This is a genomic window from Terrimonas alba (genome assembly GCF_042434975.1).
Lineage (GTDB): Bacteria > Bacteroidota > Bacteroidia > Chitinophagales > Chitinophagaceae > Terrimonas_B > Terrimonas_B alba.
The window spans coordinates 135,576-159,680 of sequence record NZ_JBHMQM010000003.1; the positions used below are offsets into that span (position 1 = coordinate 135,576).

At 42.1% G+C, this 24,105-nt stretch carries 20 protein-coding genes; 7 read left to right on the top strand and 13 right to left on the bottom strand.

The window, feature by feature from the left end:
- Nucleotides 1-2 precede the first annotated feature (2 nt).
- The 5 genes from ACFEL9_RS09505 to ACFEL9_RS09525 form a co-directional block, all read right to left on the bottom strand.
- The gene (locus tag ACFEL9_RS09505; protein WP_385888874.1) at nucleotides 3-1,763 is read right to left on the bottom strand and encodes a sodium:solute symporter family protein; all 1,761 of its coding nucleotides are present in this window, start codon (nucleotides 1,761-1,763) and stop codon (nucleotides 3-5) included.
- Nucleotides 1,760-1,885: a hypothetical protein gene (locus ACFEL9_RS09510; protein ID WP_385888877.1), complete on the bottom strand. Its 126-nt coding sequence runs from the start codon at nucleotides 1,883-1,885 to the stop codon at nucleotides 1,760-1,762. The genes ACFEL9_RS09505 and ACFEL9_RS09510 overlap by 4 nt, the downstream gene beginning before the upstream one ends.
- A gap of 2 nt (nucleotides 1,886-1,887) precedes the next feature.
- Nucleotides 1,888-2,064: a hypothetical protein gene (locus tag ACFEL9_RS09515; protein ID WP_385888880.1), complete on the bottom strand. Its 177-nt coding sequence runs from the start codon at nucleotides 2,062-2,064 to the stop codon at nucleotides 1,888-1,890.
- Between the two features lie 81 nt (nucleotides 2,065-2,145).
- Entirely contained in the window at nucleotides 2,146-4,623 is a 2,478-nt protein-coding gene (locus tag ACFEL9_RS09520; protein WP_385888882.1) for a PIG-L family deacetylase, read from the bottom strand.
- 123 nt (nucleotides 4,624-4,746) lie between these two features.
- On the bottom strand, nucleotides 4,747-7,596 hold the full coding sequence (locus tag ACFEL9_RS09525) for a TonB-dependent receptor (protein WP_385888885.1): 2,850 nt from the start codon (nucleotides 7,594-7,596) through the stop codon (nucleotides 4,747-4,749).
- Between the two features lie 158 nt (nucleotides 7,597-7,754).
- On the opposite strand from ACFEL9_RS09525, the gene ggt reads away from it, so the two are divergent.
- The 5 genes from ggt to ACFEL9_RS09550 all read left to right on the top strand — a co-directional run bounded on the left by ggt (nucleotide 7,755) and on the right by ACFEL9_RS09550 (nucleotide 11,712).
- Complete coding sequence (gene ggt, locus ACFEL9_RS09530) at nucleotides 7,755-9,479, top strand: gamma-glutamyltransferase (RefSeq protein WP_385888888.1); 1,725 nt, start codon at nucleotides 7,755-7,757, stop codon at nucleotides 9,477-9,479.
- 96 nt (nucleotides 9,480-9,575) lie between these two features.
- Complete coding sequence (locus ACFEL9_RS09535; protein ID WP_385888890.1) at nucleotides 9,576-10,088, top strand: DUF1572 family protein; 513 nt, start codon at nucleotides 9,576-9,578, stop codon at nucleotides 10,086-10,088.
- 158 nt (nucleotides 10,089-10,246) lie between these two features.
- Nucleotides 10,247-10,891 carry a porin family protein gene (locus tag ACFEL9_RS09540; protein WP_385888893.1) on the top strand — a complete coding sequence of 215 codons (645 nt, stop codon included), beginning with the start codon at nucleotides 10,247-10,249 and terminating at the stop codon, nucleotides 10,889-10,891.
- Between the two features lie 60 nt (nucleotides 10,892-10,951).
- Nucleotides 10,952-11,425 (top strand): free L-methionine (R)-S-oxide reductase MsrC, encoded by a 474-nt coding sequence (gene msrC, locus ACFEL9_RS09545; RefSeq protein WP_385888895.1) that lies wholly within the window; start codon nucleotides 10,952-10,954, stop codon nucleotides 11,423-11,425.
- 2 nt (nucleotides 11,426-11,427) lie between these two features.
- Nucleotides 11,428-11,712, top strand: a complete 285-nt coding sequence (locus ACFEL9_RS09550; protein ID WP_385888898.1) for an acylphosphatase — start codon at nucleotides 11,428-11,430, stop codon at nucleotides 11,710-11,712.
- 98 nt (nucleotides 11,713-11,810) lie between these two features.
- Here the strand turns inward: ACFEL9_RS09550 and ACFEL9_RS09555 are convergent, their stop codons facing one another.
- Nucleotides 11,811-12,761: an NAD-dependent epimerase/dehydratase family protein gene (locus tag ACFEL9_RS09555; protein ID WP_385888899.1), complete on the bottom strand. Its 951-nt coding sequence runs from the start codon at nucleotides 12,759-12,761 to the stop codon at nucleotides 11,811-11,813.
- An 83-nt stretch (nucleotides 12,762-12,844) separates the two neighbouring features.
- On the opposite strand from ACFEL9_RS09555, the gene kdsA reads away from it, so the two are divergent.
- Nucleotides 12,845-13,666, top strand: coding sequence for a 3-deoxy-8-phosphooctulonate synthase (gene kdsA / locus ACFEL9_RS09560; protein WP_385888902.1), 822 nt, complete (start codon nucleotides 12,845-12,847; stop codon nucleotides 13,664-13,666).
- A 185-nt stretch (nucleotides 13,667-13,851) separates the two neighbouring features.
- Here the strand turns inward: kdsA and lolA1 are convergent, their stop codons facing one another.
- Together lolA1 and ACFEL9_RS09570 are read right to left on the bottom strand one after the other, a co-directional pair.
- A complete protein-coding gene (gene lolA1 / locus ACFEL9_RS09565; RefSeq protein WP_385888904.1) occupies nucleotides 13,852-14,499 on the bottom strand; it encodes an outer membrane lipoprotein periplasmic chaperone LolA1 in 648 nt (215 codons plus the stop codon).
- Between the two features lie 119 nt (nucleotides 14,500-14,618).
- Nucleotides 14,619-17,273 carry an FtsK/SpoIIIE family DNA translocase gene (locus ACFEL9_RS09570; protein WP_385888907.1) on the bottom strand — a complete coding sequence of 885 codons (2,655 nt, stop codon included), beginning with the start codon at nucleotides 17,271-17,273 and terminating at the stop codon, nucleotides 14,619-14,621.
- 136 nt (nucleotides 17,274-17,409) lie between these two features.
- On the opposite strand from ACFEL9_RS09570, the gene ACFEL9_RS09575 reads away from it, so the two are divergent.
- On the top strand, nucleotides 17,410-19,341 hold the full coding sequence (locus tag ACFEL9_RS09575; RefSeq protein ID WP_385888910.1) for a sensor histidine kinase: 1,932 nt from the start codon (nucleotides 17,410-17,412) through the stop codon (nucleotides 19,339-19,341).
- Here the strand turns inward: ACFEL9_RS09575 and ACFEL9_RS09580 are convergent.
- From ACFEL9_RS09580 to ACFEL9_RS09600, 5 genes are all read right to left on the bottom strand, one after another.
- Nucleotides 19,336-19,728 (bottom strand): DUF423 domain-containing protein, encoded by a 393-nt coding sequence (locus ACFEL9_RS09580; RefSeq protein WP_385888913.1) that lies wholly within the window; start codon nucleotides 19,726-19,728, stop codon nucleotides 19,336-19,338. The genes ACFEL9_RS09575 and ACFEL9_RS09580 overlap by 6 nt on opposite strands.
- Nucleotides 19,721-20,227, bottom strand: coding sequence for a shikimate kinase (locus ACFEL9_RS09585; protein ID WP_385888915.1), 507 nt, complete (start codon nucleotides 20,225-20,227; stop codon nucleotides 19,721-19,723). The genes ACFEL9_RS09580 and ACFEL9_RS09585 overlap by 8 nt, the downstream gene beginning before the upstream one ends.
- Before the next feature lie 305 nt (nucleotides 20,228-20,532).
- Nucleotides 20,533-21,717, bottom strand: a complete 1,185-nt coding sequence (locus tag ACFEL9_RS09590; protein WP_385888916.1) for an acyl-CoA dehydrogenase family protein — start codon at nucleotides 21,715-21,717, stop codon at nucleotides 20,533-20,535.
- Between the two features lie 107 nt (nucleotides 21,718-21,824).
- On the bottom strand, nucleotides 21,825-22,670 hold the full coding sequence (gene pyrF, locus ACFEL9_RS09595) for an orotidine-5'-phosphate decarboxylase (protein WP_385888919.1): 846 nt from the start codon (nucleotides 22,668-22,670) through the stop codon (nucleotides 21,825-21,827).
- A gap of 81 nt (nucleotides 22,671-22,751) precedes the next feature.
- Entirely contained in the window at nucleotides 22,752-24,101 is a 1,350-nt protein-coding gene (locus ACFEL9_RS09600) for an FAD-dependent oxidoreductase (protein ID WP_385888922.1), read from the bottom strand.
- Nucleotides 24,102-24,105: the final 4 nt, after the last annotated feature.

Here is a 24,105-nt window from a genome sequence, read left to right on the forward strand (position 1 = left end):
GCTTAAATTTTTCCCGGGAGCCCTGCCTGCAAAGCGGGGCTCTCTTTTTTTGCCAGAACCGGCTGCAACAACAGGCTAAACAAAATCACTCCAAATGCACCAATTGGATTGAGCCAGAGAAAGCCCATTTTAAAAACTCCAACCTTGGTAAGAATAAAAATACTAAGCACTAATACTTCCGTTAACAAGGCAGCCCAAAATACCACATCACCACTTTTGATCTTTTTGATGAAAAAAGCCACCAGGAACACTCCGAGTATAACGCCATAGAACAAAGATCCTAATACATTCACCGCTTCAATCAGGCTATTGCCAATATTATACGTAAACATTGCTACTATAATACAAAATATGCCCCATCCCAGCGTGTACCATTTCGATATCTTATACTCATCTTCACCCGTGTGCTCCTTTTTTGTAAATCGCTTATGAAAGTCGACCATTGAACAAGATGCCAATGAGTTAACTGCTGCTGCAATGCTACCCCAGGATGCGAGGAAAATAATCGCTATCAGCAAACCTACCAACCCCACCGGCAGATAATCCACTACAAAACGAAGAAAAATATAATTGGTATCATTCGCATCCCCGCCCACGGCTTTTTTCCCAAGCCATTGTTTCACCCTGCCCCGCAAAGTATCGGAACCCAATTGCAGACTTTTCAGTTCTGCGATCTTTTGTTCTTTAACTGCTTCATTATTTACATCTGAAGCCTGCGAGTATTCAACAACCACTTTTTGTTTTTGCAACGCAACGGCATCGTATTTCTGGCGTACCACCGCAAATGAATCTTTATAAACTGAATTTTCCAGCTTGCTTATCTGTACGTCATTAAAGAAAACCGGAGCGCTGTTAAACTGGTAAAAAGCGAATACCAGCGCACCGATCAGCAGGATCAGGAATTGCATGGGCACTTTTACCAGGCCATTCATCAACAAACCCATGCGACTTTCGGTCAATGATTTGGCTGTAAGATAACGGCCCACCTGTGATTGATCGGCCCCGAAATAGGACAACGCCAAAAAGAAACCACCAATGACACCGCTCAATAAATTATACTGATCACTCCAGTTAAAACTTCCGCCTTCGAAGCCAGTGGTTATCACATTTAGTTTTCCCATTTTGCCGCTAATGGATAAGGCATCGGTGAAGCTCACATTCTTTGGTAACATGTTTACCATCATATAAGCAGCCAGGAACATCCCGATAAAGATGATGATCAACTGTAACTGCTGTGTGTAAGCAACAGCTTTGGCACCACCACTCATCGTATAGATGATCAGCAGCCCTCCCATTACGATATTCGTATAATAAATATTCCAGCCCAGCAAGGAAGAAAGAATAAGGGATGGAGCGAATACACTGATACCGGTTGACAATCCTCTTTGCAATTGAAAAAGAAAAGAAGTTAATGTTCTTGTCTTATTGTCGAACCGGTTTTCAAGGTATTCATAAGCCGTATATACTTTTAGTTTGTGAAAGATCGGCACAAAGAAAATGCTGATCACAATCATGGCTAGTGGAAGGCCAAAGTAATATTGCACAAACCGCATCCCATCGGTATAAGCCTGGCCGGGCGCCGACAAAAAAGTAACAGCACTGGCCTGTGTACCCATAATGCTTAACAGTATCAATCCCCAGGGCATGGTACGATTGGAAAGAAAATAACCATCCAGGTTGCGGGAAGTCCGGCTCTTGTACAGGCCGTAGGCAATGATAGCAAGCAACGTTACAACAAGTACTATCCAGTCGAGTTGGTTCATGAAAATCTTTTCGTAAACAAAGAAAATAGTACGATCAATAAAACAAGAAAGAAGATAACAAACGCATACCAGGCATTCCAGCTTCTAAACAAAGGGATCTTATCGTTTTCTTTCTGTTTCATTATTATCTTTTTGTAGCCCGGCTCCATCCCAACAATACAATACAAAAGCCGAGCACAAGACCGATCAATATTCCTATCCGCACTCTTTTTATCAGGATGCCGACAATAAGGCCAAGAACGATCGCAAAAATGAATGCCATTTCACCTCTTCTTATGCTTGGTTTATGTTGTTCTCTCATGTTATCTTGTTCAGATTATCGTCTTCCATAAGCCCTCTCTCCTCTGAGTTTACCGAAGGATGGAGAGGGTTTGGGTGAGATCTAAAAAGCTTTTTTCTTATTCAATGCAATGATATTTGCCAACAACCTGTATGCACCAGGCACACCGGCCGGCAATTCCCGGAAAAATACAAGGCCCGTGTAAGTAAAATACCCTTTACCATATTTTGAAATAATCAGGCTTCCATCATCAGCTTTTTCACCCGGATCACTCATGGAAAGGATGGGCTCAAAGTTTTTGTCCCAGTTGGCAGCATGATAAATACTGCGTTCCTGCACCCAACCCTTAAAATCGTCTGCAGTTATCTTATTGGGAAAATTCAGCGCGGGGTGTTCGGGTTTTAAAAAGGTTACCGCGGCATTTTCGTCTGTTATTCTTGTCCGCGAAATATCGAAATTATATGGACCTATCCTGCTTTTTACATTGCTGATAAAATTGTTGGTATTGTATTGCACAATGTAGTTGCCACCGTCATTTACATATTTCATCAGCTTGTCATAATATTTTGCCAGCCAGTCACTGGTGTTGTATGCCCTGACGCCGCTGATAATGGCGTCAAACTGCTGCAGGTTATTTCGTGCAAGTTCTTTATCGGTCAGCAATGTAACATCGTAACCCATTTGTTCGAGCGCATCAGGCACTTTGTCGCCAGCACCTATTATGTAACCGATTTTTTTGTTTGCTATCTTTAAATCCACAATGTTGACATTAATCTCTGATGTTTTATAGAAAGTAATATTAGGTATATGATCGTAATGTATTTCTCTTAAACTACTTGAAAATACTTCTTTCTCCGAACCATTCATCAGGTAAATATGTCTTGGGGAATATGAAATAGTATCTACTAACTTAAAATCATTCGACACTACCCTGTTTTCATCCATTGAGGGCAAATTTTGCTTCAAAAAATCCGGAGTAACATCTGCATCAATTAGCAATGACGCATTTTTTGATTTAAACTTTTTAATTGCTTTTAAAGAAACGGTAAATGGAGATGATTCTTCACTCGTTTTAATAATAGTCCCAGGGAAAACATTTACTAAAACGGAAGGGACTACAACCACTGGCTGGTACACTTCCCCTTTTACCGGATCTGTAAACTTATACTTTACAGGTTTTGAATAAGTGAACGCCTTATCAAATATTTTTATATCTGCCAGGACAGTATAAGCAGCATCTACATCCGGCTGACCTATTTTCAATGGATCACTAACGTTAAAATAACCTTCCTCCATTTTATCCTTCAGCCAATAAGGTTGGGTAATAGGCTTTGAGGCAGGGACATAAATCGTCTTTGAAAAATTTAAATTTTTGTTCTTCAGCAGTGGCTGAGATAATGTTGTATCAAAATCCTCCACTTTTATTTTTTGCAAAACAGCATTCGTACCAAGCCGATTGTTTAAAGAGAAATTGATCTTAAGCGAGTCCGTTTCTACCGCAAACTGTTCAGTAGTCGTCGCATCTACAAACAATCCACTGCATTGGACTATCAGTTCCTGGACTTCTTTTAACTTTTGTTCTCTCCAGTAACCTTTTGGCAACTGGTCAAGAGTTTTGTACAAACGCACCAATCCCTCCACCGAATTTTCAGGATGCAACATGTCAAAACTTTTGATCAGCTCATTTATCTTTTTTTGAATTGCTTCACCGCCGGCAATTTTGTTCCAGCCAAGTTCAACGCCATCCATCAGATCATTGACCGGTTCGGTGCCGCCTGTAGTTTTAAAGTATTCAAACGATTCACCTCTTGATGCAGGCACACCAAAACCCTGGCTCTTGTGCTGGCTGCGGCTTTCTGCGGCTATTTCACCATAACTTTTGCCAAGTAATGGATTATACCCGCCAACGTCAACCTTGAATTGATCAGGTGTAATGGTATTCGTATTGCCGAAATTGAATGTATTCCATAATATTCTTTTGGCCTGCCAGGGCTGCACATATTTTAGTTGTTCAGGAAAACGTTTGGGATCGGCCGCAGCCACAAACGCTTCATTGGCTAAAATGGCGGAGCCAGTGTGATGCCCATGACCGCCTTCACCCGTGGTCGGAAACCTGGTAATAATAATATCGGGTTGAAACTTGCGGATCACCCATACTACATCGCTCAAAATTTTTTCTTTATTCCACTTTGAAAAAGTTTCTTCAGGTGTTTTTGAATAACCAAAATCAAAAGCCCTGGAGAAAAATTGTTCGCCCCCATCAATGCGGCGGGCCGCGAGTAACTCTTGTGTACGGATCAATCCTAGTTCCACCCCTTGTTCATCGCCAATCAGGTTCTGACCGCCATCTCCCCTGGTAAGCGATAGATACCCGGCTCGGTATAATTTATCTTTTGAAAAATAAGTAATGAGCCTTGTGTTCTCATCATCGGGGTGAGCAGCTACATATAAAACGGAACCCAGCACATTTAATTTGCGCAGGGCAAGAAACATATCGGCTGAGGACCAGTTTTGCGGAGCCTGTGAAAAAGCAACCGCTAATTGCAAACAAGCAATTAACAGGAGTAAAGATTTCTTCATCTAAGCAAATTATTCGGCGAATATAACTGATGTTGTCAAAGTACCCGCTTCCGGTGGTGTAAAGTCCGGACAATAAAAAAACTATCACAAGTTTTTGCGATAGTTTTTAGAAAGTTTTAACGCTTATTTTTTTGTTTCCAGGTTCAATTTAAGCCTTGCAAAATAATAAGCACCATTGAAACCCATCTGCTGCACACGACGGCTGTACACAAAACGTCCCAGGCTCATATTTCCGCTATGTGTATGCATGTCCTGGTATTCATCAAATAGATTATTGGCACCGATAGTTACTCCCAGCATAGGTACTATTTGGTAAGAAAGAGACAGGTCTGTTACTGTCTTCGCATCAAACTCCTGGTCCAGGGTTTCTGCAACACCCGTAAAAGCATTTACAGGGAAAGCTGCCGGGTTTGACGGATTAATGGAAGGATCGAGGTATTGAACCTTACCAAATCTTACAAAACGAAGCATTGCGCCAAACTTTTTATACTTGTAATTGAAAGCAAGACTGATCTTATTCTTCGGATTGGCAACCTCTATCCGGCTTTGATCTTCGCGGTTGAAATAATTGCCCAATTGTCCGCTATTGACCAATATTTCAGACGCATGAATAATGGGCTTGCCATCCCCACCTTTTTTTACTTCGTTATCAATAAATGTCATGGCCAGTGTAGTTAACAGGGAATGTTTGGAGGCAAATGATTTATTATACGACAATACGGCTTCCAGGCCACGGGCACGGGTATCGATAGCATTGGTAAAGAAGTTTGCCGTACTGGCACCGGCTGCGGTCAGCTGTTGTTGCAATTGTGTGTTCGTTCCGCCGGTAAAATTATTAGTGAGTACAATGCGATCATCAATATCGATCTGGTAGGCATCCACTGTTATTTCAAATCCACGAAATGGTTTGGCTGTTAATCCAACTGAATAGTTGTGGCTGGTTTCTTCCTTCAGTTTGGGAATGCCCAATATTTCCGCTGCTTTGCTATCATTGGTAAAAGTGCCGCTTTCTGTGGGTACAAGTCCTGAAGGCGTGGATACAAACAGGGTATTTGTTTTGGCATAAAAGCGCTGCTGCATGGACGGTGCCCTGAAACCTGAACTCATCGAGGCCCGCAGATTAAATTGATCACTGAATTTATAACGACTGGCCAACTTGTAATTGAGTGTAGAACCAAAGTCACTATAATCTTCAAATCGCAAGGCGCCGGCTACCAAAAATTTTTTGGTGATATCCAGCTCCAGGTCCAGGTACACGGCTTTTGCATTCCTGGTTTTGGTATCACCTATCCTGTCAACAAAACCGGCAAATACCTGTGCCCCTGAAGCAGCTTTAGACGCAGTGTCAAAATTCCTATACGACGCTTCCTCACCGCTGTTGATACCAAATGCATCGATCCGAAATTCCGCACCGGCTGCTACGTTTAAACCTTCCAATACATCATATTTACGGGAGATATCAGCGTTCACGGTATTTTGCCAAAATTTCAAACCACCTGCGTCAAACTCGGTTTGACTATTGCCGGGGATAGCAAACTGTGTGTAGTTGACTGATCTGTCAATGGTAAAGTCAAATTTATTCGCTCCAAAAGTATTGCTGATATCAAAATTCCATTGATTGAATTTGGTGCGAACCCCAGCTGATGTAGAAAAGTCTGTAATGTCAGAATTGATCCTTGGTAAAAAGCCACTGGGATAAATAGCTAAAACATTGGGTTCATATTGTCTTGCGCCGCCCGGTAGCCCGCTGGGATAACGATAGAAACCAGCAGCTGTTCCACTCTTTTTACTGAAGCCCCCAAACAGGTATAGCTCAGTTTTATCGCTCAAAGGATAGCCGAAATTGTAAAAGATGGCGCCGCCATTCATCTTTGAGTTCCCGATGTTCATGTCGAAATCATTCCTCGTCTGCCCTTTTGCACTAAGGATTGAGTCGTCCCTGTTTACTCCATTTACATTGGGATATACAGCACCTGTATAAGTCCCAGTTCTGTTAGTAGCCTCCCGGGCAATATATTCTCCAGTCAGTGATAAATATCCCTTACCTAAATTAAATCCATAGCCTACCGAGGCCTGGAAATTCCCTCCATCTCTGGCCTTCACCGATGGATCATCCGGCTTATTAGCCAGTTTATATAAAGCATAATTTTTATCATAGCTGGTGATGTATTTGCCATAGCTGACGCCGGCTTCCAACAGACCCGTTTTCTTTTTTAACACTATATTGATAACACCGGCGATAGCATCCGATCCATATTGGGCGGCAGCGCCATCACGGAGTATTTCGATTCTTTCGATGGCGGTAGCGGGAATAGCACTCATATCAGTTCCTACCGAACCGCGGTTAACCGTGCCATTTACATTTACCAATGCGGATTGGTGACGACGTTTGCCATTTATCAATACCAGCACCTGGTCTGTACCCAGTCCTCTTAATTGTGCCGGATCCACATGGTCTGTGCCATCAGCAATCGTTTGCCGGGCGGATTGAAAAGATGGAGCTATAAAATTTAAGATCTGGTTCAGATCAACCTGCCCGATATCATTTATCACTTGTGAAATCGGGATAATATCAACCGGCACCGGTGTTTCAACCCTTGTTCTTGTCAGGTTTCTTGAGCCTACCACCGTGATATTGCCCAGGTCGCCGGCGTCCTTTAATGAAATGCTCAAATCAGTTGACGAACCTTCGGCAACATTTACTTCAGTCCGTTCTGTAACATAACCCGCAAATGAAATAATAATGACATGCTTTCCTGGTGTAAGGGAAATCGAATAATTCCCCTCATTATCTGCCACCGTTCCGGCTTTGGAACCTTGTACCTGGACAGAGGCTCCGGGAAGTGCTTCGCCATTGGCATTTTTAACTGAGCCTTTAACGGTTCCGGTTTGTGCCGAAGCCATTAAACCAGACAAAATAAAAACAAGGAGGAGACAAAGTGTTTGTACAGCAGTGCGATTAGCTCTCATCATAGCAGTATTGTTTTATATTAATAAAAAAAGTCTGTCTCTGGATGGAAGCGACGTTAGCAGGGTCTTAACACTTCACTAAATTTAATGATTAAATTGCACAATTAATTAAACTACCAGCAATAGATTTCTATTTGCGACGCTGATTATATTAATCTGTTATGAAAAAAAATTTGTTACTTCTTCTTTCTTTTCCCCTTCTCTTAATAGCCTGTCATGTAACAAAAAAAATTGATCCCAGTTCCACGGGATTTAATCCTTACCGGTATTCCATTCAAAAGAAAGCAATTGCAGATAATGGCGCTGTTGTATCGGCACATCCATTGGCTAGCCAGGCTGGTCTTGAAATTTTAAAAAAAGGGGGTAATGCCGTGGATGCAGCTATAGCCACTCAATTAGCATTAGCAGTGGTGTACCCAAATGCGGGCAACCTCGGTGGTGGTGGATTTATGGTGGCAAAGTTGAGTGACGGAAAAGAAATTTCTATAGACTATAGAGAAATGGCTCCGGGCAAAGCACATCGTGATATGTATATCGATTCAGCCGGTAATGCAAGAACGGATAAGAGCCAGGAAGGACATTTATCCAGCGGTGTTCCGGGCACGGTGGCTGGGTTGTTTGCTTCAGCCAAATATGCAAAACTATCTTTTGATAAGTTGATTGAACCTGCGATACAGTTGGCAGAAAAAGGATTTGTGATTAGTAAAAGAGAAGCCAATTCATTGAACGGGCTCCAGGATGACTTAAAAAAAAATAATACGGAGAGGCCCGTGTTTGTAAAAGATAACGGCTGGAAAGAAGGTGATACACTTATTCAAAAAGATCTTGCCAACACATTAAAAAGAATAAAACAAAACGGAGCCGCAGGATTTTACGAAGGTGAAACAGCAAAGCTCATCGTCGAAGAAATGAAACGGGGTAATGGCATCATCACTCCTGATGATCTGAAAAACTATGTAGCCAAAATAAGGGAACCGCATGTTTTTCATTATAAAGATTACAAAGTAATAGGCATGCCCATGCCAAGCAGCGGTGGTGTGTTGCTGCATCAAATGATGAAGATGATCGAAAGCCGCAATATTGCATCAATGGGTTTTCATTCTCCTGCAGCTGTACAATTAATGATTGAGGCAGAAAGAAGAGCTTATGCCGACCGGGCGGAATATATGGGCGATGCCGATTATTATAAAGTTCCCGTCAAAATGCTGACGAACGATGTATATATCCAACAACGAATGAGGGATTATGACTCTACAAAAGCTACACCCAGCAGTTTGATCAAACCGGGATCATTACCGGTGGCCGAAAGCGAAGAAACAACACACCTGAGTGTTATTGATAAGGAAGGCAACGCCGTTGCCGTCACTACTACGCTTAATAATTCTTACGGCAGCTATACGGTTGTAGGTGGCGCTGGTTTTTTCCTCAATGATGAAATGGATGATTTTAGCATTAAACCGGGCGTTCCCAATATGTATGGCGCAGTAGGTGGCGAAGCCAATGCCATTCAGCCCGGCAAAAGAATGTTGAGTTCAATGACGCCAACCATTGTTTTGAAGAATGATAAACCTTTTTTAGTGGTGGGCACCCCAGGTGGTACGACAATTCCGACTTCCGTTTTTCAAACACTGGTAAACATCATCGAGTTTAATATGAGCACGGAAGATGCGGTGTATAAACCAAAATTTCATCATCAATGGCTCCCCGACTCGGTTGATGTAGAAAATGCTTTTCCGATAGAGGTTATAACAGCTCTTCAACAGATGGGCTACCATATAGTACAGCGTGGAGGCATTGGCAGAACAGAGGTAATAAAGGTTTCACCCGACGGAAAATTTGAAGCCGTAGCCGACAACCGCGGAGACGATGATGCGAGAGGTTGGTAACCTAGACTCCTAAGCGGTTTATCAATGCACAGCCCTGGCTTTTCGGGAACTACCAAACTTTTCTGCTATTCTTTTATAAGATTAAACTGAAAAATTATGGACGAGGTGATTTTTCTTAAAAGTGCGATTCAGCAGTTCAAAGATTATAAGTTGCTGGCTGAAAAAACTTTTGCTCAAATCAATGATAGAGATTTTCACTACCAGCCAAATGAGCAAACAAATAGCATCGCCATCAACATCACCCATATGCATGGCAATATGTTAAGCCGATGGACCAATTTCTTAACAGAGGATGGCGAAAAAAGCTGGCGGCAACGTGATGATGAATTTGAAATTCACTCCTATTCCAAAGAAAAACTATTACAACTTTGGGAAGAGGGTTGGCAATGCGTTTTTGGTGCACTTGAATCTTTAACCGTCAGCGATCTTGCAAAAACTATTTACATACGAACAAAACCATTAGTTGTAATTGAAGCCATTCATCAGCAGCTTACCCATTACGCCTATCACGCAGGACAGATTGTAATGCTCGGAAAAATCATAAAAGCTGGTGATTGGCAAAACCTTTCTATTGGCAAAGGCGAATCGCTGAAGTATAATGCCGAGTGAAAGAAAAGCCCGGCGGGGTTTGCTTTCCTGAAATTAATTTCTATTTTTACCCCTAGATAATCCAACCCTCCCACTCACGTGGATGGCCTGTAATCCTAATGTAAGGCCGCAAGTTTCACTTTAATTAATTAACTGCACCCGAACCCTGGAGACTTTTTATGAGAAAAACTGTAGTAGCCACTGTGCTTGTGATGTCCACCCTTGTATGTAAAGCACAGGTAAAAACCGCAATTTTTGGCGGTCCTCATATCAGCACTGCGAAATATTCGATTAATGGGCAAAAACAATCCACTTCCGGCAAGTGCGGCTTCCAACTTGGCACAACACTGAAAGTTCCGTTTGAAAACAAATTGTATTTCGCTCCTGCTTTTTTTTATAGCTTGAAAGGATATGAAGTAGCTTTTACGCAAAAAGCATCCCCTCCGGATAGCATGGCCATCGATAACAATACAACCATTCATACGTTCGAATTAGGAGCGTTGGCTCAATACGACTTTACCGCACAGCCCGGTCACTTTTTCGTAAAGGCCGGTCCTTCAGTTGACCTGCAATTATCCGGCAAAGAAAAGTTTACCAAGAAAGACAATACAACCGTAGAACGGGATATGACCTTTAGCTTCACCAAATATGGAAGAGTTGCCGCTAATCTTATTATGCAATTTGGCTATGAAACAAAAAATGGTTTTCAATTCTTTGTACAATACAATTATGGTATTGGCAACATGAACAATGCAGATTTTGGTCCTTCCGTTTATCACCGGGTATATGGTATTTCTATTGGTAAATACCTCGGAAAGAAATGAGCGGAAAACAATAATTTTTTATTAACCTGTTCCACGTTTTCTTCGTTCTATCTTTGCCACATGGCAGAAGATTTATCCATCATTACAGGTAGCAAGGAAGAACAATACCAATCACTGCTACCACAAATCAAAGGCTTATTAGAAGGAGAAACTGACCTTATTGCCAACTTAGCGAATACAGTCGCGGCATTAAAGGAACAGTTTAAATGGTTATGGGTTGGTTTTTATCTTGTAAAAGGAGACGAACTTGTGTTGGGCCCATTCCAGGGGCCTGTTGCCTGTACACGCATTAAAAAAAATAGAGGTGTTTGTGGTGCCAGTTGGGCGCAGGCAACCACACTCATTGTTCCCGATGTAGAAAAATTTCCCGGTCACATTGCCTGTAGCAGTCTATCAAAGTCAGAGATAGTCGTGCCGGTTATTCGTAATGGCGAGGTAATTGCTGTGTTGGATGTCGACAGTGAAGAAGCTGATCAGTTTGATACAACTGACCAGCTTTTTCTTGAACAAATCATTCAGCAGATCAAGTTTTAAGTATGTTACAAAGCGTATCCATTATTGTAGAAGGATTAGTACAGGGAGTATTTTATCGGCAGACTACAAAAGCCAAAGCCATTGAAACAGGCATCACCGGTATGGTCAAAAATAAACGTGATGGCTCAGTTCAAATAATCGCTACCGGCACTGAAGCACAATTAGAGCAATTGATTCAATGGTGCAACCAGGGTCCTGAAAGAGCCATTGTTACTGGCGTAAAAGTTGAAAAAATTCCGTTACAAAGGTTCAAGGATTTTGATATTGTCAGGGGAGAACCACGATGATTAAGGTTTATATCGGATTTTCACTACAAAGTAATGGTTATACCAAATGGACCTACAAGCAGGGAATGAGATATCTCCTGTAAATACCTAACAATTTTCTAATCGTGGTTCTGTAAGTTATTCAGCATGTCCTTTGTCATGGCAGCCAAATCATATTCTTCCTTCCATCCCCAGTCGGCCCTTGCCACGCTATCATCTATGCTTTGAGGCCAGCTATCAGCAATTGCCTGGCGATAATCTGGCTTATAGTAAATCGAAAACTCAGGTATATGTTTTTTTATCTCTGCTGAGATATCTTTTGGGGAAAAACTCATCGAAGAAATATTATAGGATGTACGAATACCAATTTTTGCAGCCGGAGCTTCCATCAATTCGATAGTAGCCCGTATAGCATCGGGCATATACATCATTGGCAGGTAAGTATCCTCTTTTAAAAAGGATTCATATTTTTTTTCTTCCAATGCTTCGTGAAAAATTTCAACAGCATAATCGGTAGTGCCACCACCCGGTTCCGATTTATAAGAGATCAATCCGGGGTATCGAAGGCTCCGCACATCCACGCCAAACTTCATGTGATAATAATTGCACCAGAATTCCCCGGCATACTTACTGATGCCATACACAGTAATAGGTTCGATGATAGTTTGCTGTGGACATTTTTGCCGCGGCGAAGTAGGCCCGAATACAGCAATAGAAGATGGCCAGTATACTTTGTATAATTTTTCTTCCCTTGCAATTTCCAATACATTTAACAATCCCTGCATATTGAGATGCCAGGCAAGACCGGGGTTCTTCTCTCCTGTTGCCGAAAGAATAGCAGCCAAAAGATAAATCTGTGTAATGTTCTGCCTGATCACCTGCACATGCAACATCTCTTTGTTCATTACATCCAGGCTTACATAAGGGCCTGTTCCCTCGAGCAGTGGATTTTGCTCCCGTAAATCAGATGCAATCACATTGCTGTTACCATATATCTTCCGTAAAGCCAGTGTTAACTCCACCCCTATTTGTCCGCTGGCGCCAATCACCAGTATCTTTTCTCTTACCATAGATTTTTTTGAGGCCTCAAAAGTAAAAGCTAAACTTCAAAAACCAACCGGCGCAACTGCAAACTATCGACTATTTTTGCGCCATGGAAAAAATGTTCACTGACCTGTTCGCTGCTCAATCGTTTGATCAAAAAAATTTCTTTCTGATAGCTGGCCCCTGCGTGGTGGAAAGTGAAGAACTGATCATGGAAGTAGCGGACAAAGTATCTGCGATATGCAAAAGATTGGGAATACCCTATATTTTTAAAGCATCTTATCGAAAAGCAAACAGAACCAGTGCCTCCTCCTTTACCGGTATTGGTGATGAGACTGCATTAGCCCTGGTGAAGAAAGTGGGTGAAAAATTTAAACTGCCAACGACCTCCGATATTCATGCACATGAAGAAGCCGCAATCGCTGCAAAATATATTGACATTTTACAGATACCTGCCTTCTTGTGCCGGCAAACTGATTTGCTGATTGCAGCCGGTGAAACAGGAAAAGTGGTGAATGTGAAGAAGGGGCAATTTCTTAGCGGCCCTTCTATGAAATTCGCGGTTGAAAAAATTAGGAACACCGGGAACGACAAAATCATTTTGACTGAAAGAGGAACAACTTTTGGTTACCAGGACCTGGTAGTCGATTATCGCAATATCCCCTGGATGCAGGAACACAAAGTACCTGTAGTAATGGACGTTACTCACTCACTGCAGCAACCCAATCAAACGTCGGGGGTAACGGGTGGCAACCCGCAGCTGATTGGTACTATAGCAAAAGCCGCTATTGCGACAGGTGCCGATGGTTTGTTTATTGAAACACATCCGAATCCTGCTGTTGCAAAAAGCGATGGCGCAAATATGTTGAAACTTGATTTGCTGGAAGGCTTGTTGGAGCAATTGGTAAAAATCAGGAAAGCAATTTTCTGAACCTGGATTTGGGTGGATTATAAAGATTTAGCAGAAATAAAAAAGGTCGTTTTCAGCGACCTTTTTTATTATCTGTTCTTGTGATTAACTGTTTTTTACCAAATTTTCAGCTGCACTTTGTAAATGATAACTTTTCCAAATTTCCTCATAGTTCATCTAATCCACCCAAATCATGGTTCAGACGACTATCTTAAATCCACTACTTCCACGCCAGGATACTTACTTTTATCAAACACAAACTGGTTGTCTGCCAACGGGGCATTGGTTTTCATGGTGCTCACGGTGTAAGTATACCGGTTACCGCCATTTTCCAGCACTTTAGTGCTATAGATTGTTTTTGCTGCTTTGTCTACTTGCAGGTACACTTTATGAAAAGCCTTGCTTTTATCAGTAGGTGTCATCTCAATTTCCTGCAACGTTTTGCTACCAACTTTTTTCTCACCATTTAAGAGATAAAGAAAATCTTTATCATAAAAGTTAGTGAACAGTTTCTGAGGAGTCAACGTGCTGCCTGAAGCATCTATATTATTAATGGTTACTTCATTACTGTTTTTGTCATAATTCCACACTGTTTTACCGTCGCTGAAAATATCCTGGCCGCCAAAACTTACTTTGTATTTATTTCCTTTCATCCACACGGTTCCGCTTTTGTTAGAAAGAGCTTTACCAGCTGCATTTTCCACTTTGTAAGCAAATCCCGCCTGGACAGATGAAAAAGTTTTGAATTTAGCACTCACTGCGTCCAGCACCTGCTTGGCTGCCGGATCATTTTTTTGGGCAATAACAACTGAACTGCTAATCAATAAAACCATGGCTATGTATAACTTCCGCATGATTGTTAATTTTAAATTAAAGAATATCTTGTTTTCAAAGGGTTGCAAAAATAGGTAATTACGTCTATAGACTGGCAATGACCGTACCGGGTTGCAAAGGATGAATTTTTCTTAACAGGTTAATAACCTAATGTGTCTAAATGCTGTTGAAGGTCCATTTCGGTTTTGATCAGTACCTCTCTTGCTTTACTTCCCTGGTTGGCTCCTACTATACCGGCCGCTTCGAGTTGATCCATTAAACGACCAGCCCGGTTATAACCCAGTTTCATGCGACGTTGCAATAATGAAGTAGAACCAACCTGGTTTTGAACAATAAGGCGGGCTGCATCTTCAAATAAAGAATCCCGGTCTGACAGGTCAAATTCCTTGCCCTCCAGGTCCTTTTCATCAATATATTCCGGTAGCAGGAATGCTTGTGGATAACCTTCCTGGTAGCCGATAAAGTCAGCAATTTTATCTACCTCGGGAGTGTCGACAAATGCACACTGCAGGCGAACAATTTCACCATTATAACTGATCAGCATATCTCCTTTACCAATTAACTGCTCAGCACCGCCAGCATCTAAAATTGTGCGGCTGTCGATCTTACTACTTACTTTAAAAGCAATACGTGCCGGGAAGTTAGCTTTGATAGTACCGGTGATGATATTTACCGAAGGTCTTTGCGTAGCGATGATCAGGTGAATACCTACTGCCCGGGCTAACTGGGCCAGGCGGGCTATTGGCATTTCTACCTCTTTACCCGCCGTCATGATCAGGTCGGCAAATTCATCCACTACCAAAACAATAAACGGTAAAAATTGATGACCTTTCTGCGGATTCAGCCTTCTTGCAATAAACTTGGTGTTATATTCTTTGATATTGCGGCAACCAGCTTCCTTTAGCAGATCATAGCGATTATCCATTTCAATACACAAAGCATTCAGCGTATTGATCACCTTTTTTGTATCGGTGATAATTGCATCTTCTTCGTTGGGCAGCTTGGCCAAAAAATGATTGGAGATCGTACTATAAACACTCAGCTCTACTTTTTTCGGATCCACCAACACAAACTTCAACTGGGATGGATGTTTGCAATACAACAGCGAAACCAGAATAGCATTCAATCCAACCGATTTACCCTGGCCGGTAGCACCTGCCATCAGCAGGTGCGGCATACTTGCCAGGTCAACGATAAAGTTTTCGTTATTGATTTTTTTACCAATAGCTATCGGCAGCGAAAAATTGTTTTGCTTGAATTTATCAGAGTCAAGCAGTGTCCGCATACTGACAATGGTCTTCTTTGCATTCGGCACTTCAATACCAATCGTTCCTTTACCTGGTATCGGAGCAATGATACGTATGCCCAGCGCCGCAAGGCTCAGGGCTATGTCGTCTTCCAGGTTTTTGATACGGGATATTCTAACGCCAGCAGCAGGAACTATTTCATATAGGGTCACAGTAGGTCCAACTGTGGCACTAATCTTTTGAATTTCGATAGCGTAATTTCGAAGAGTAGCGATGATCTGGTTTTTGTTATTCTCCAATTCTGCAGGATCCTGTATTATTTTTTCACTGCCGTGTGTTTCGAGCAAGTCAAGGCTCGGGTACTTATAATTCTTTAGATCCAGTGTAGGTTCATATGGAGCCAGTTTTTCGGGATCAGCTTCTATCACTTCTTCCTCTTCTTGTTCCGGTTGAGGATCTGTATTTATTTCAAGCTCCAGGTTGCTGACTGGAATTTCCTTTTTAGGTTTTTGCAATGGTGGTGGGACGTCGAAGTCTTTTTTTAATTCCTGGACCGGTTCCGTCGGGTAATCTTCATACTTGTGCAGGATATCCGACACCATTTCTTTTTCAATTGGTTGATCATCCATCAGGAGATCCTCACCTGCGTCGTCTTTTTCAACCATCTGCATTTCATGATTGCCAGGGCTGTCGTTGATGGTGAGGTCAAGCATGCCAGCATTATTCTTCAAACTATTGCCTTTTTGGTCCAATGCAGCTGCTTCCGCATACTTGTCATTGATGGTTTTTGCGCCGGGTACCCCCGGTATTTCTTCTTCCTCTCCTTCCTCTTTCAGGTTTTCCATCACCTCATCTGCAATCGTAACCGGCTTTTCCTGGCGTATCGGCACATTAAAACTTGGATTGAATTGCCAGATGATATAGGCAAAAGCGACAACGAACAGCAAAGCTGCTGTGCCGAAATTGCCGAAAATTCCAATCAGCCAATTGCTGATAAGGTTACCCACACCGCCACCAAAACGAAACTCGCTATTGGATAAAATAAATGCCAATGAAACTGATAGCACCAGCAAGCCAATGGTCACATATTTGAGGTTGCGCCAAATGGAAAATACTTTGCGGTTTACCAACAGGTTGGTACCTACCACAAAAAAGAATGTACCGATGAGTAGCGAGGCAACACCGAACCCCTTATAAATAAAAAAATGCGAAACAATGGCTCCGAGGCGCCCCAGCAGGTTGGAAACTTTTATATCATTATTAAACAAAAGACCATCCCTGAAAACTTTGTCCTGGTCCTCTTTCCACGTAAAAAAGTACGAGATAAAAGCAATGAAGAGAAAAATGGCGATCAATAAGAAAACGGCGCCGGTGATTTTCCAGGTCCGTTCATCGCGGGCAAGCTCTTTCCAGTCAATTTTTTCTTCTGTATCCGGTTTAAAAGGTTTTGCCTCAGCTTTCTTCGGGTCGGCTTTCACTTTTTTGGGGGTGGTCTTTTTCTGCTTATTGGCCATGGCGGCAAAGATAATGTAGTTTGCAATTTTCATCAGGGTCATAGAAGCCACCTACTGCTTCGTTTGGCCCATTGGATAACGGTAAATCGTATTCAAAATTACCTGAAAGTGGTAGCTGTTATACTATTAAAACATATCATCAAGTATTAAATTTGACTATTCTTTACCAATGAACTGCAATATGGGCAACTATCGGTTTTTTCCAATATTCTTTTTATTACTACTTGTGGAAAACCTGGTTGCCCAACCCGGACCCGTCATAAACCCCGACACGGCTCAAATTCCATATATCGATATCAGTAAAATAACGCTATCGCAGGAAATAGCAGCGAAGATTGAACTCACTTATATCGATCCCACTAAAACAGTAGCAGAAGAATATAGCCAACTCGCCTTTAGGCGTATGACACGAAAAGACCGGTTTGTTCCTGAAAATAACGTCACCAAAAAGGCGATCCTGCGGTTCAAAATTGTCAACACATCAGATACGACGCATTCCTGCTGGTTTTTCCCCGGACTCTATTTTTGGGATGCGCAATTGTACCAATTGGTGGGAGGCCGGCTACAAAAAATCCCCTCCATTCTTCCCGAAAAACCAAAAGAAATCAGTTACCGCCTCATTACCCTGCCGGCCCACGACTCTGCCACGTTGATTATTGAATTAACGCTGGTCAGGACTCACCTCAACGCCATTCGCCCAAGCCTCATAAGCCCGGAATTTTTGAGTTCTTATGTGAAAGACCTTGATGCTACTAACATGGAGTCAAAAATCGTCACGCATCTCTTTTGCGGGTTATTGTTGATGATGATTCTTTTTTCGCTGGCTACTTATTCACAGGGCGGCAACCAGGAGTTTCTTTATTATTCCGGTTATGCTTTCTTCCTGGGTTTGATGCTTTTTATAAAGGCGATTCATAGCTATCATACCAGTTGGTTTAGTTTTTTCCAGGAGACCTACCTTGATCTTATCATGCAAAACACGGGCATCCTCATGTACATGCTGTTTATGCAAAAATTCCTGGCTACCCGCAAACATCACCCCTTTCTCCACAAGTTTTATAATGTAGGTATTTTGCTGCTGGTCGTTTCCACCTTGCTTTACACCTATGTGCATTACTTCACCTATAATTTCCCGTTAGAAAATAAAATTGAAAATACTACCAAGCTATTGCTACTGGCGATGATAGTAATCTTTCTTGTTTACTCAACCAGGCATTGGCAGGACAAGTTGCTGGTCTACCTGTTTTGGGGTAATCTCTTCCTCCTGTTGTTCTCACTTTTCTCTCTACTAATGTTAACAGGCAATATTGTCCCCAGAAATCTGCCCGCCATCTTGGGATCTTCGTTGTTCTATTATGAAATTGGACTATTGCTGGAACTGATATTCTTTTTGCTGGGTCTTAATCACAAAAACAAACGCCGGCTGATTGCGCAGACAAGAGAAAGAGAGCAATTGAAAGCCAAGAACCAGCTCAATGAATATGAAAAAGAAATTGCTATCTACAAAGCACAGCAACAGGAAAGGGAACGCATTTCCGCAGATATGCATGACGAACTGGGATCGGGCATGACGGCCATCAGGCTGATGAGTGAAATTGCCCGTAATAAGATGAAAGAAAATACGCCAATAGAAATTGAAAAAATATCTCATTCAGCGGATGAAGTACTGAATAAAATGAATGCGATCATCTGGAGTATGAATAGCGGCAATGATACGATTGACAACCTCGTTTCCTATATCCGGTCTTATGCGATTGAATATTTTGAAAACACTCCTATCATTTGCAAGATCACAACCCCGGATCAAATAGAACCCACCGAACTTACCGGCGATAAGCGGCGCAACCTGTTTTTGTGCGTCAAAGAAACACTGAACAACGTATTGAAGCATTCTAAAGCTTCGGAATTAAAAATTGATTTCACTATCGACAGGGACTTAATCATCCAGATAACGGACAATGGCGTTGGTATTGACCGGCAAAAGATCAGGCAATTTGGAAATGGATTGAAGAATATTGCGAAAAGAATGGAAAGTATCGGCGGTTCCTACCAAATTGAAAATACGGTAGGTACAACTACGATATTAAAGTTGCCGCTATAAACTGCTTTTCATTACTCCAACGAAGAGCAACACCCAGCCAACAATAAAGAACAAGCCGCCAAACGGAGTAATGATGCCTAGTCCTTCTAATCCAACTTTGCCTGTAGCCTTTAAAATCGTAAGCAGGTAAAGCGATCCTGAAAAAAGCAGCATGCCGATACCGAAACAGGCGCCTGCCCATGTCATGAACTTATTAGGGAATCGTTCAAAAGCAATGCCCACAGCTATCAGCGCCAGGGCATGATACATCTGGTATTGTACTCCTGTTTGAAATGTATTGACGGTTTCGGGAGGTACAATCTTTTTTAATCCATGTGCGCCAAAAGCGCCAAGCGCTACTGCTACACCACCTAACAAAGCTCCAATCGATAAAAATAATTTATGCATGAAAAACTTTTTCTATAAACTTATCTAATGTAATATTCTCATCATCTATGATCATGCCGGCCTGTTCGTAATAGATGCGGCGATCAGCGTATTTCTTTTTTATAAACGACATCAACTGATCGTCTGACAAAGTTTTCAATAAAGGTCGATTCTCTTTCTCTTTCAATAAACGTTTGAACAGTGTGTCGCAGGACGTATTGAGCCAAACCGTAGCACCAGCGCGGTTCATATACTCAATGTTATTGTAATAGCAGGGAGCGCCGCCGCCGCATGACATCACAAACGTTGAATGACTTTCCGTGATGATATGCAAAACTTCTTTCTCCTTTTGCCGGAAATATTCTTCGCCATTTTGTTCGAAAATTTCATTGATAGATTTATTCTCAGCATTCTCTATTTGTTCATCAAGATCAAAAAAAGGCAGGCTGAGTTTTTGGCTCAATAGCCGTCCCCAATGTGTTTTACCTGAGCCCATAAAGCCGATAAGAAATATCCTCATAAACCCCCAAGTTTAGTCCTATAGTAAAAGTTTTCCTTTGCCCCTATCCTTCGATAAACTCAGGAGGGAGGATTTGAAAATTATTATTAGAATTTTTATTCTCTTACCCTTGTTCAATAATGAACAAAACCTTAAAGTGTGCGACCCCGAGTTCCGTCGCTTTGCTCCTCGTCGGGGCAGGCGCAACCACTGTTGATCAAGGAACCGAAGTTGGTGTCACAATCATTCAGCTAATTACTATAAAGAACTTCAAAAAAGAAAAGAAAACACCGATCTAAGTTCTCCCTTTAGGGAGACAGAGAGTTTCACTTAAATGCATTTATCCCCGTAACATCCATACCTGTTATCAGCAAATGAATATCGTGTGTTCCCTCATAGGTAATCACACTTTCAAGATTCATCATGTGTCGCATCACGGAATACTCGCCGGTGATCCCCATAGCACCGAGCATTTGTCTTGCATCCCGGCATATATCTGCGGCGACCTCACAACCATTTCTTTTTGCCATACTCACCTGTTGTGGTGTTGCCTTTTCTTCATTCATCAATACGCCGAGCCGCCAGTTCAGTAATTGCGCCTTGGTGATTTCTGTGATCATTTCGGCCAGTTTCTTTTGCTGCAGTTGAAATCCGCCAATTGGTTTATCAAACTGCACCCGTTCTTGTGAATAACGCAATGCCGTGTCATAGCAATCCATGGCGGCGCCAATCACACCCCAGGCAATACCATAACGGGCCTTTGTCAAACAGCCCAGCGGGCCCTTTAATCCCTTTACATTAGGAAATATATTTTCCTTCGGCACTTTCACATTATCAAAAACCAATTCACCGGTGGCACTGGCCCGCAAACTCCATTTTCCATGGGTGGTCGGTGTAGTAAATCCTGCCATGCCTCTTTCAACAATCAAACCCCTGATTACATTCTCCTCATCCCTGGCCCACACCACAGCTACCTGTGAAAAAGGCGCATTGCTAATCCACATCTTAGCACCATTCAAAATAACATGATCACCGGCATCCTTTATATTGGTCAGCATACTGGATGGATCGCTCCCATGGTTGGGCTCTGTCAATCCAAAACAGCCCAGCCATTCACCACTTGCCAATTTGGGTAAATATTTTTTGCGTTGCTCTTCGCTGCCGTAGGCGTAAATAGGAAACATCACCAATGATCCCTGCACAGATGCAGTGGAACGAACACCGCTATCTCCGCGTTCCAATTCCTGCATCATCAATCCGTAGCTGATATAATCCAACCCGCCGCCGCCATACTCTACCGGTATGGTTGGCCCGAAGCAACCAAGATCACCCAACTGCTTTACGGTTTGTTGAGGAAATTCAGCTTTTTGCGCATAATCTTCAATAACCGGAGAAATTTCTTTCTTCACATATCCACGAACGGCTTCACGAATATGTTTATGTTCTTCGGTAAGCAAATCATCTACATTAAAATAATCCGGGCTTTGAAAAAGGTCTGTGCGGGCCGCCATAGCGCAATCATTTTATTTGGCGCAAAGGTAAGGGTTTGGGCCTGCCTTAGAAAGACGGCAAATCGGCACGCATTTCTTCCCTCAATAAATTTTGATTAACCTCCGGGTTATTTTATATAAGAAGCCATTTCTGTACGGTATTCCTCCGCAACAGATCTTGCCTTCATTGCAAAATCCTCCCCATTCGAAGCATAAATAACAGCCCGGCTGGCATTTACCAACAAACCACAATCTTTATTCATTGCTTTTTCAGAAATATCTTTTAAACTTCCGCCCTGCGCACCTACGCCGGGTACTAAATAAAAATGATCAGGGGTAAGCTTTCGGATATTAGTAAATGCATCGGCTTGTGTAGCGCCTACTACAAACATTAAATTGCCAGGCGAACCCCAGGCCGAAACAGTTTTTAAAACTTTTTCATATAACAACTCGCCGCCCTGGTTCGTGCCTGCCTGACCGGTAGGCAGGTCTTCACGAGCCAATCTTTTTAATTCAAAATCCTTTGCGCCTGCATTCGAAGTAAGTCCTAACACGATGGCCCATTTACCGGGATATTGCAAAAAAGGTCTTACACTATCCTCGCCCATATATGGCGCTACTGTCACGGAATCAAAAGGCAGCGTTTCAAAAAAAGCTTTGGCGTATTGATCAGATGTATTGCCTATATCGCCCCGCTTGGCATCGGCAATTTTAAAATGCTCATCGCCGATATAGCGCACCGTTTTTTCCATTGCCTCCCAGCCTTTTAATCCCAATGCTTCATAAAAAGCTGTATTGATCTTATAGGCTACACACAAGTCTTTCGTTGCATCAATAATCGCTTTATTAAACTCAAAAATTGGATCTGCTGCAGCTAAAAGATGTTTAGGAATTTTTGTGATATCTGTGTCCAACCCCACACAGAGATAAGACTTCCTTTGCCGAATCTGTTCAATTAATTGCTGTCTTGTCATGGCTGCGAAGGTAGGGAGAACGCAGATTTTTACGATTGTGATGATCAATTATGATTTACAGCGTAATCTTCACAATCATGATTATCTGCGTTCCAATTTTTGTAACACCAGGTTTTCGATTTCTGAAGATTGCCACTTAGCTTCAATACCGGATATTGCCATTACCTCCTGCATAATTGCTTCCTGCCGCATTGAATTTTGAAAGGCATCGCTATATCTAATTTGCGGACTGAAGGTTACTTGTGAGTACGCCGGGATCCATTTATCGGGATATTTTTCGTGCAGTCTTGCTTCTATTTTTTTTTGTAATAAAAAAGAGGGATCTGCAACTCTATCCCGCATCTCAATAAAATTGTTCAACGCCAGTTCCGCAATAGCATCTCCATCAGGCTTTCGCAGTTGCTGGTATTCTTTTAAAATAGTGGCCCAATCATGATTATATTTCCCGATCATTTCATCCAATACGGAACAATCTTCGAAACCGCAATTCATTCCCTGGCCGAAAAAAGGAACAATGGCATGGGCCGCATCACCAATCAGGGCAAATTTATCTTCCCGTATCCAGGGATAGCATTTCACTGTAACGAGTGAAGTAGTTGGATTTTTAAAAAAATCATCTTCCAGCGTGGGCATTAATGGGAAAGCATCGGCAAATGTTGTTGCAAAAAAAGCTTTTACTTTTTTCCTTGTATTCAGCGACCCGAACGAAGGCTCTCCTTCAAATGGAAAGAATAAAGTGCAGGTGAAACTTCCATCGTTGTTAGGTAAAGCAATCAACATATAATTACCTCTCGGCCAGATATGCAAGGCATTTTTTTCTAGTTGGAAAGTTCCATTACTGCCCGCGGGTATCGTCAATTCTTTATACCCGAAGTCAATGTAATGCTGCTGGTATTGAAACCTGTCATGCTGCAACTGGTGCTGTAATCTTGCCGCTGAATAAGCACCGTCGGCACCGAATAGAAGGTCGAAGTCAGTAGTTGAAAGTTGGTGGTTGTTCGTTTTTTCAAAAATTATTTTCCTTTTTTTCCAATCGATATCCGTGCATTTATAATTGAAGATAATTTCTACATTATGCTGTTCCGCAAAATCCATTAATTTCTTATTCAACTCTGCCCGTGATACCGAGTTGATAAACTGTCCTTGTTTCCCGTACGGCTGATAAGCGGCTTTACCATCTGCATTATGAATGTATCGCCCATGCATTGGGATAGCGATCTCCCTGAGAGATTCCATAATTCCTACTTCTTCCAATGCCCTGATACCTCTATCGCTTAAAGCCAGGTTGATAGAACGTCCCGCGGCTATTTTTTCCTTTCGCATATCCGGTCTGCGTTCATAAATGCTAACCTTATATCCTCTTTTTGATAAATAAATAGAAAGCAATGAACCGACCAAACCTGCACCAATAATAGCTACATCTTTTTTCATACAA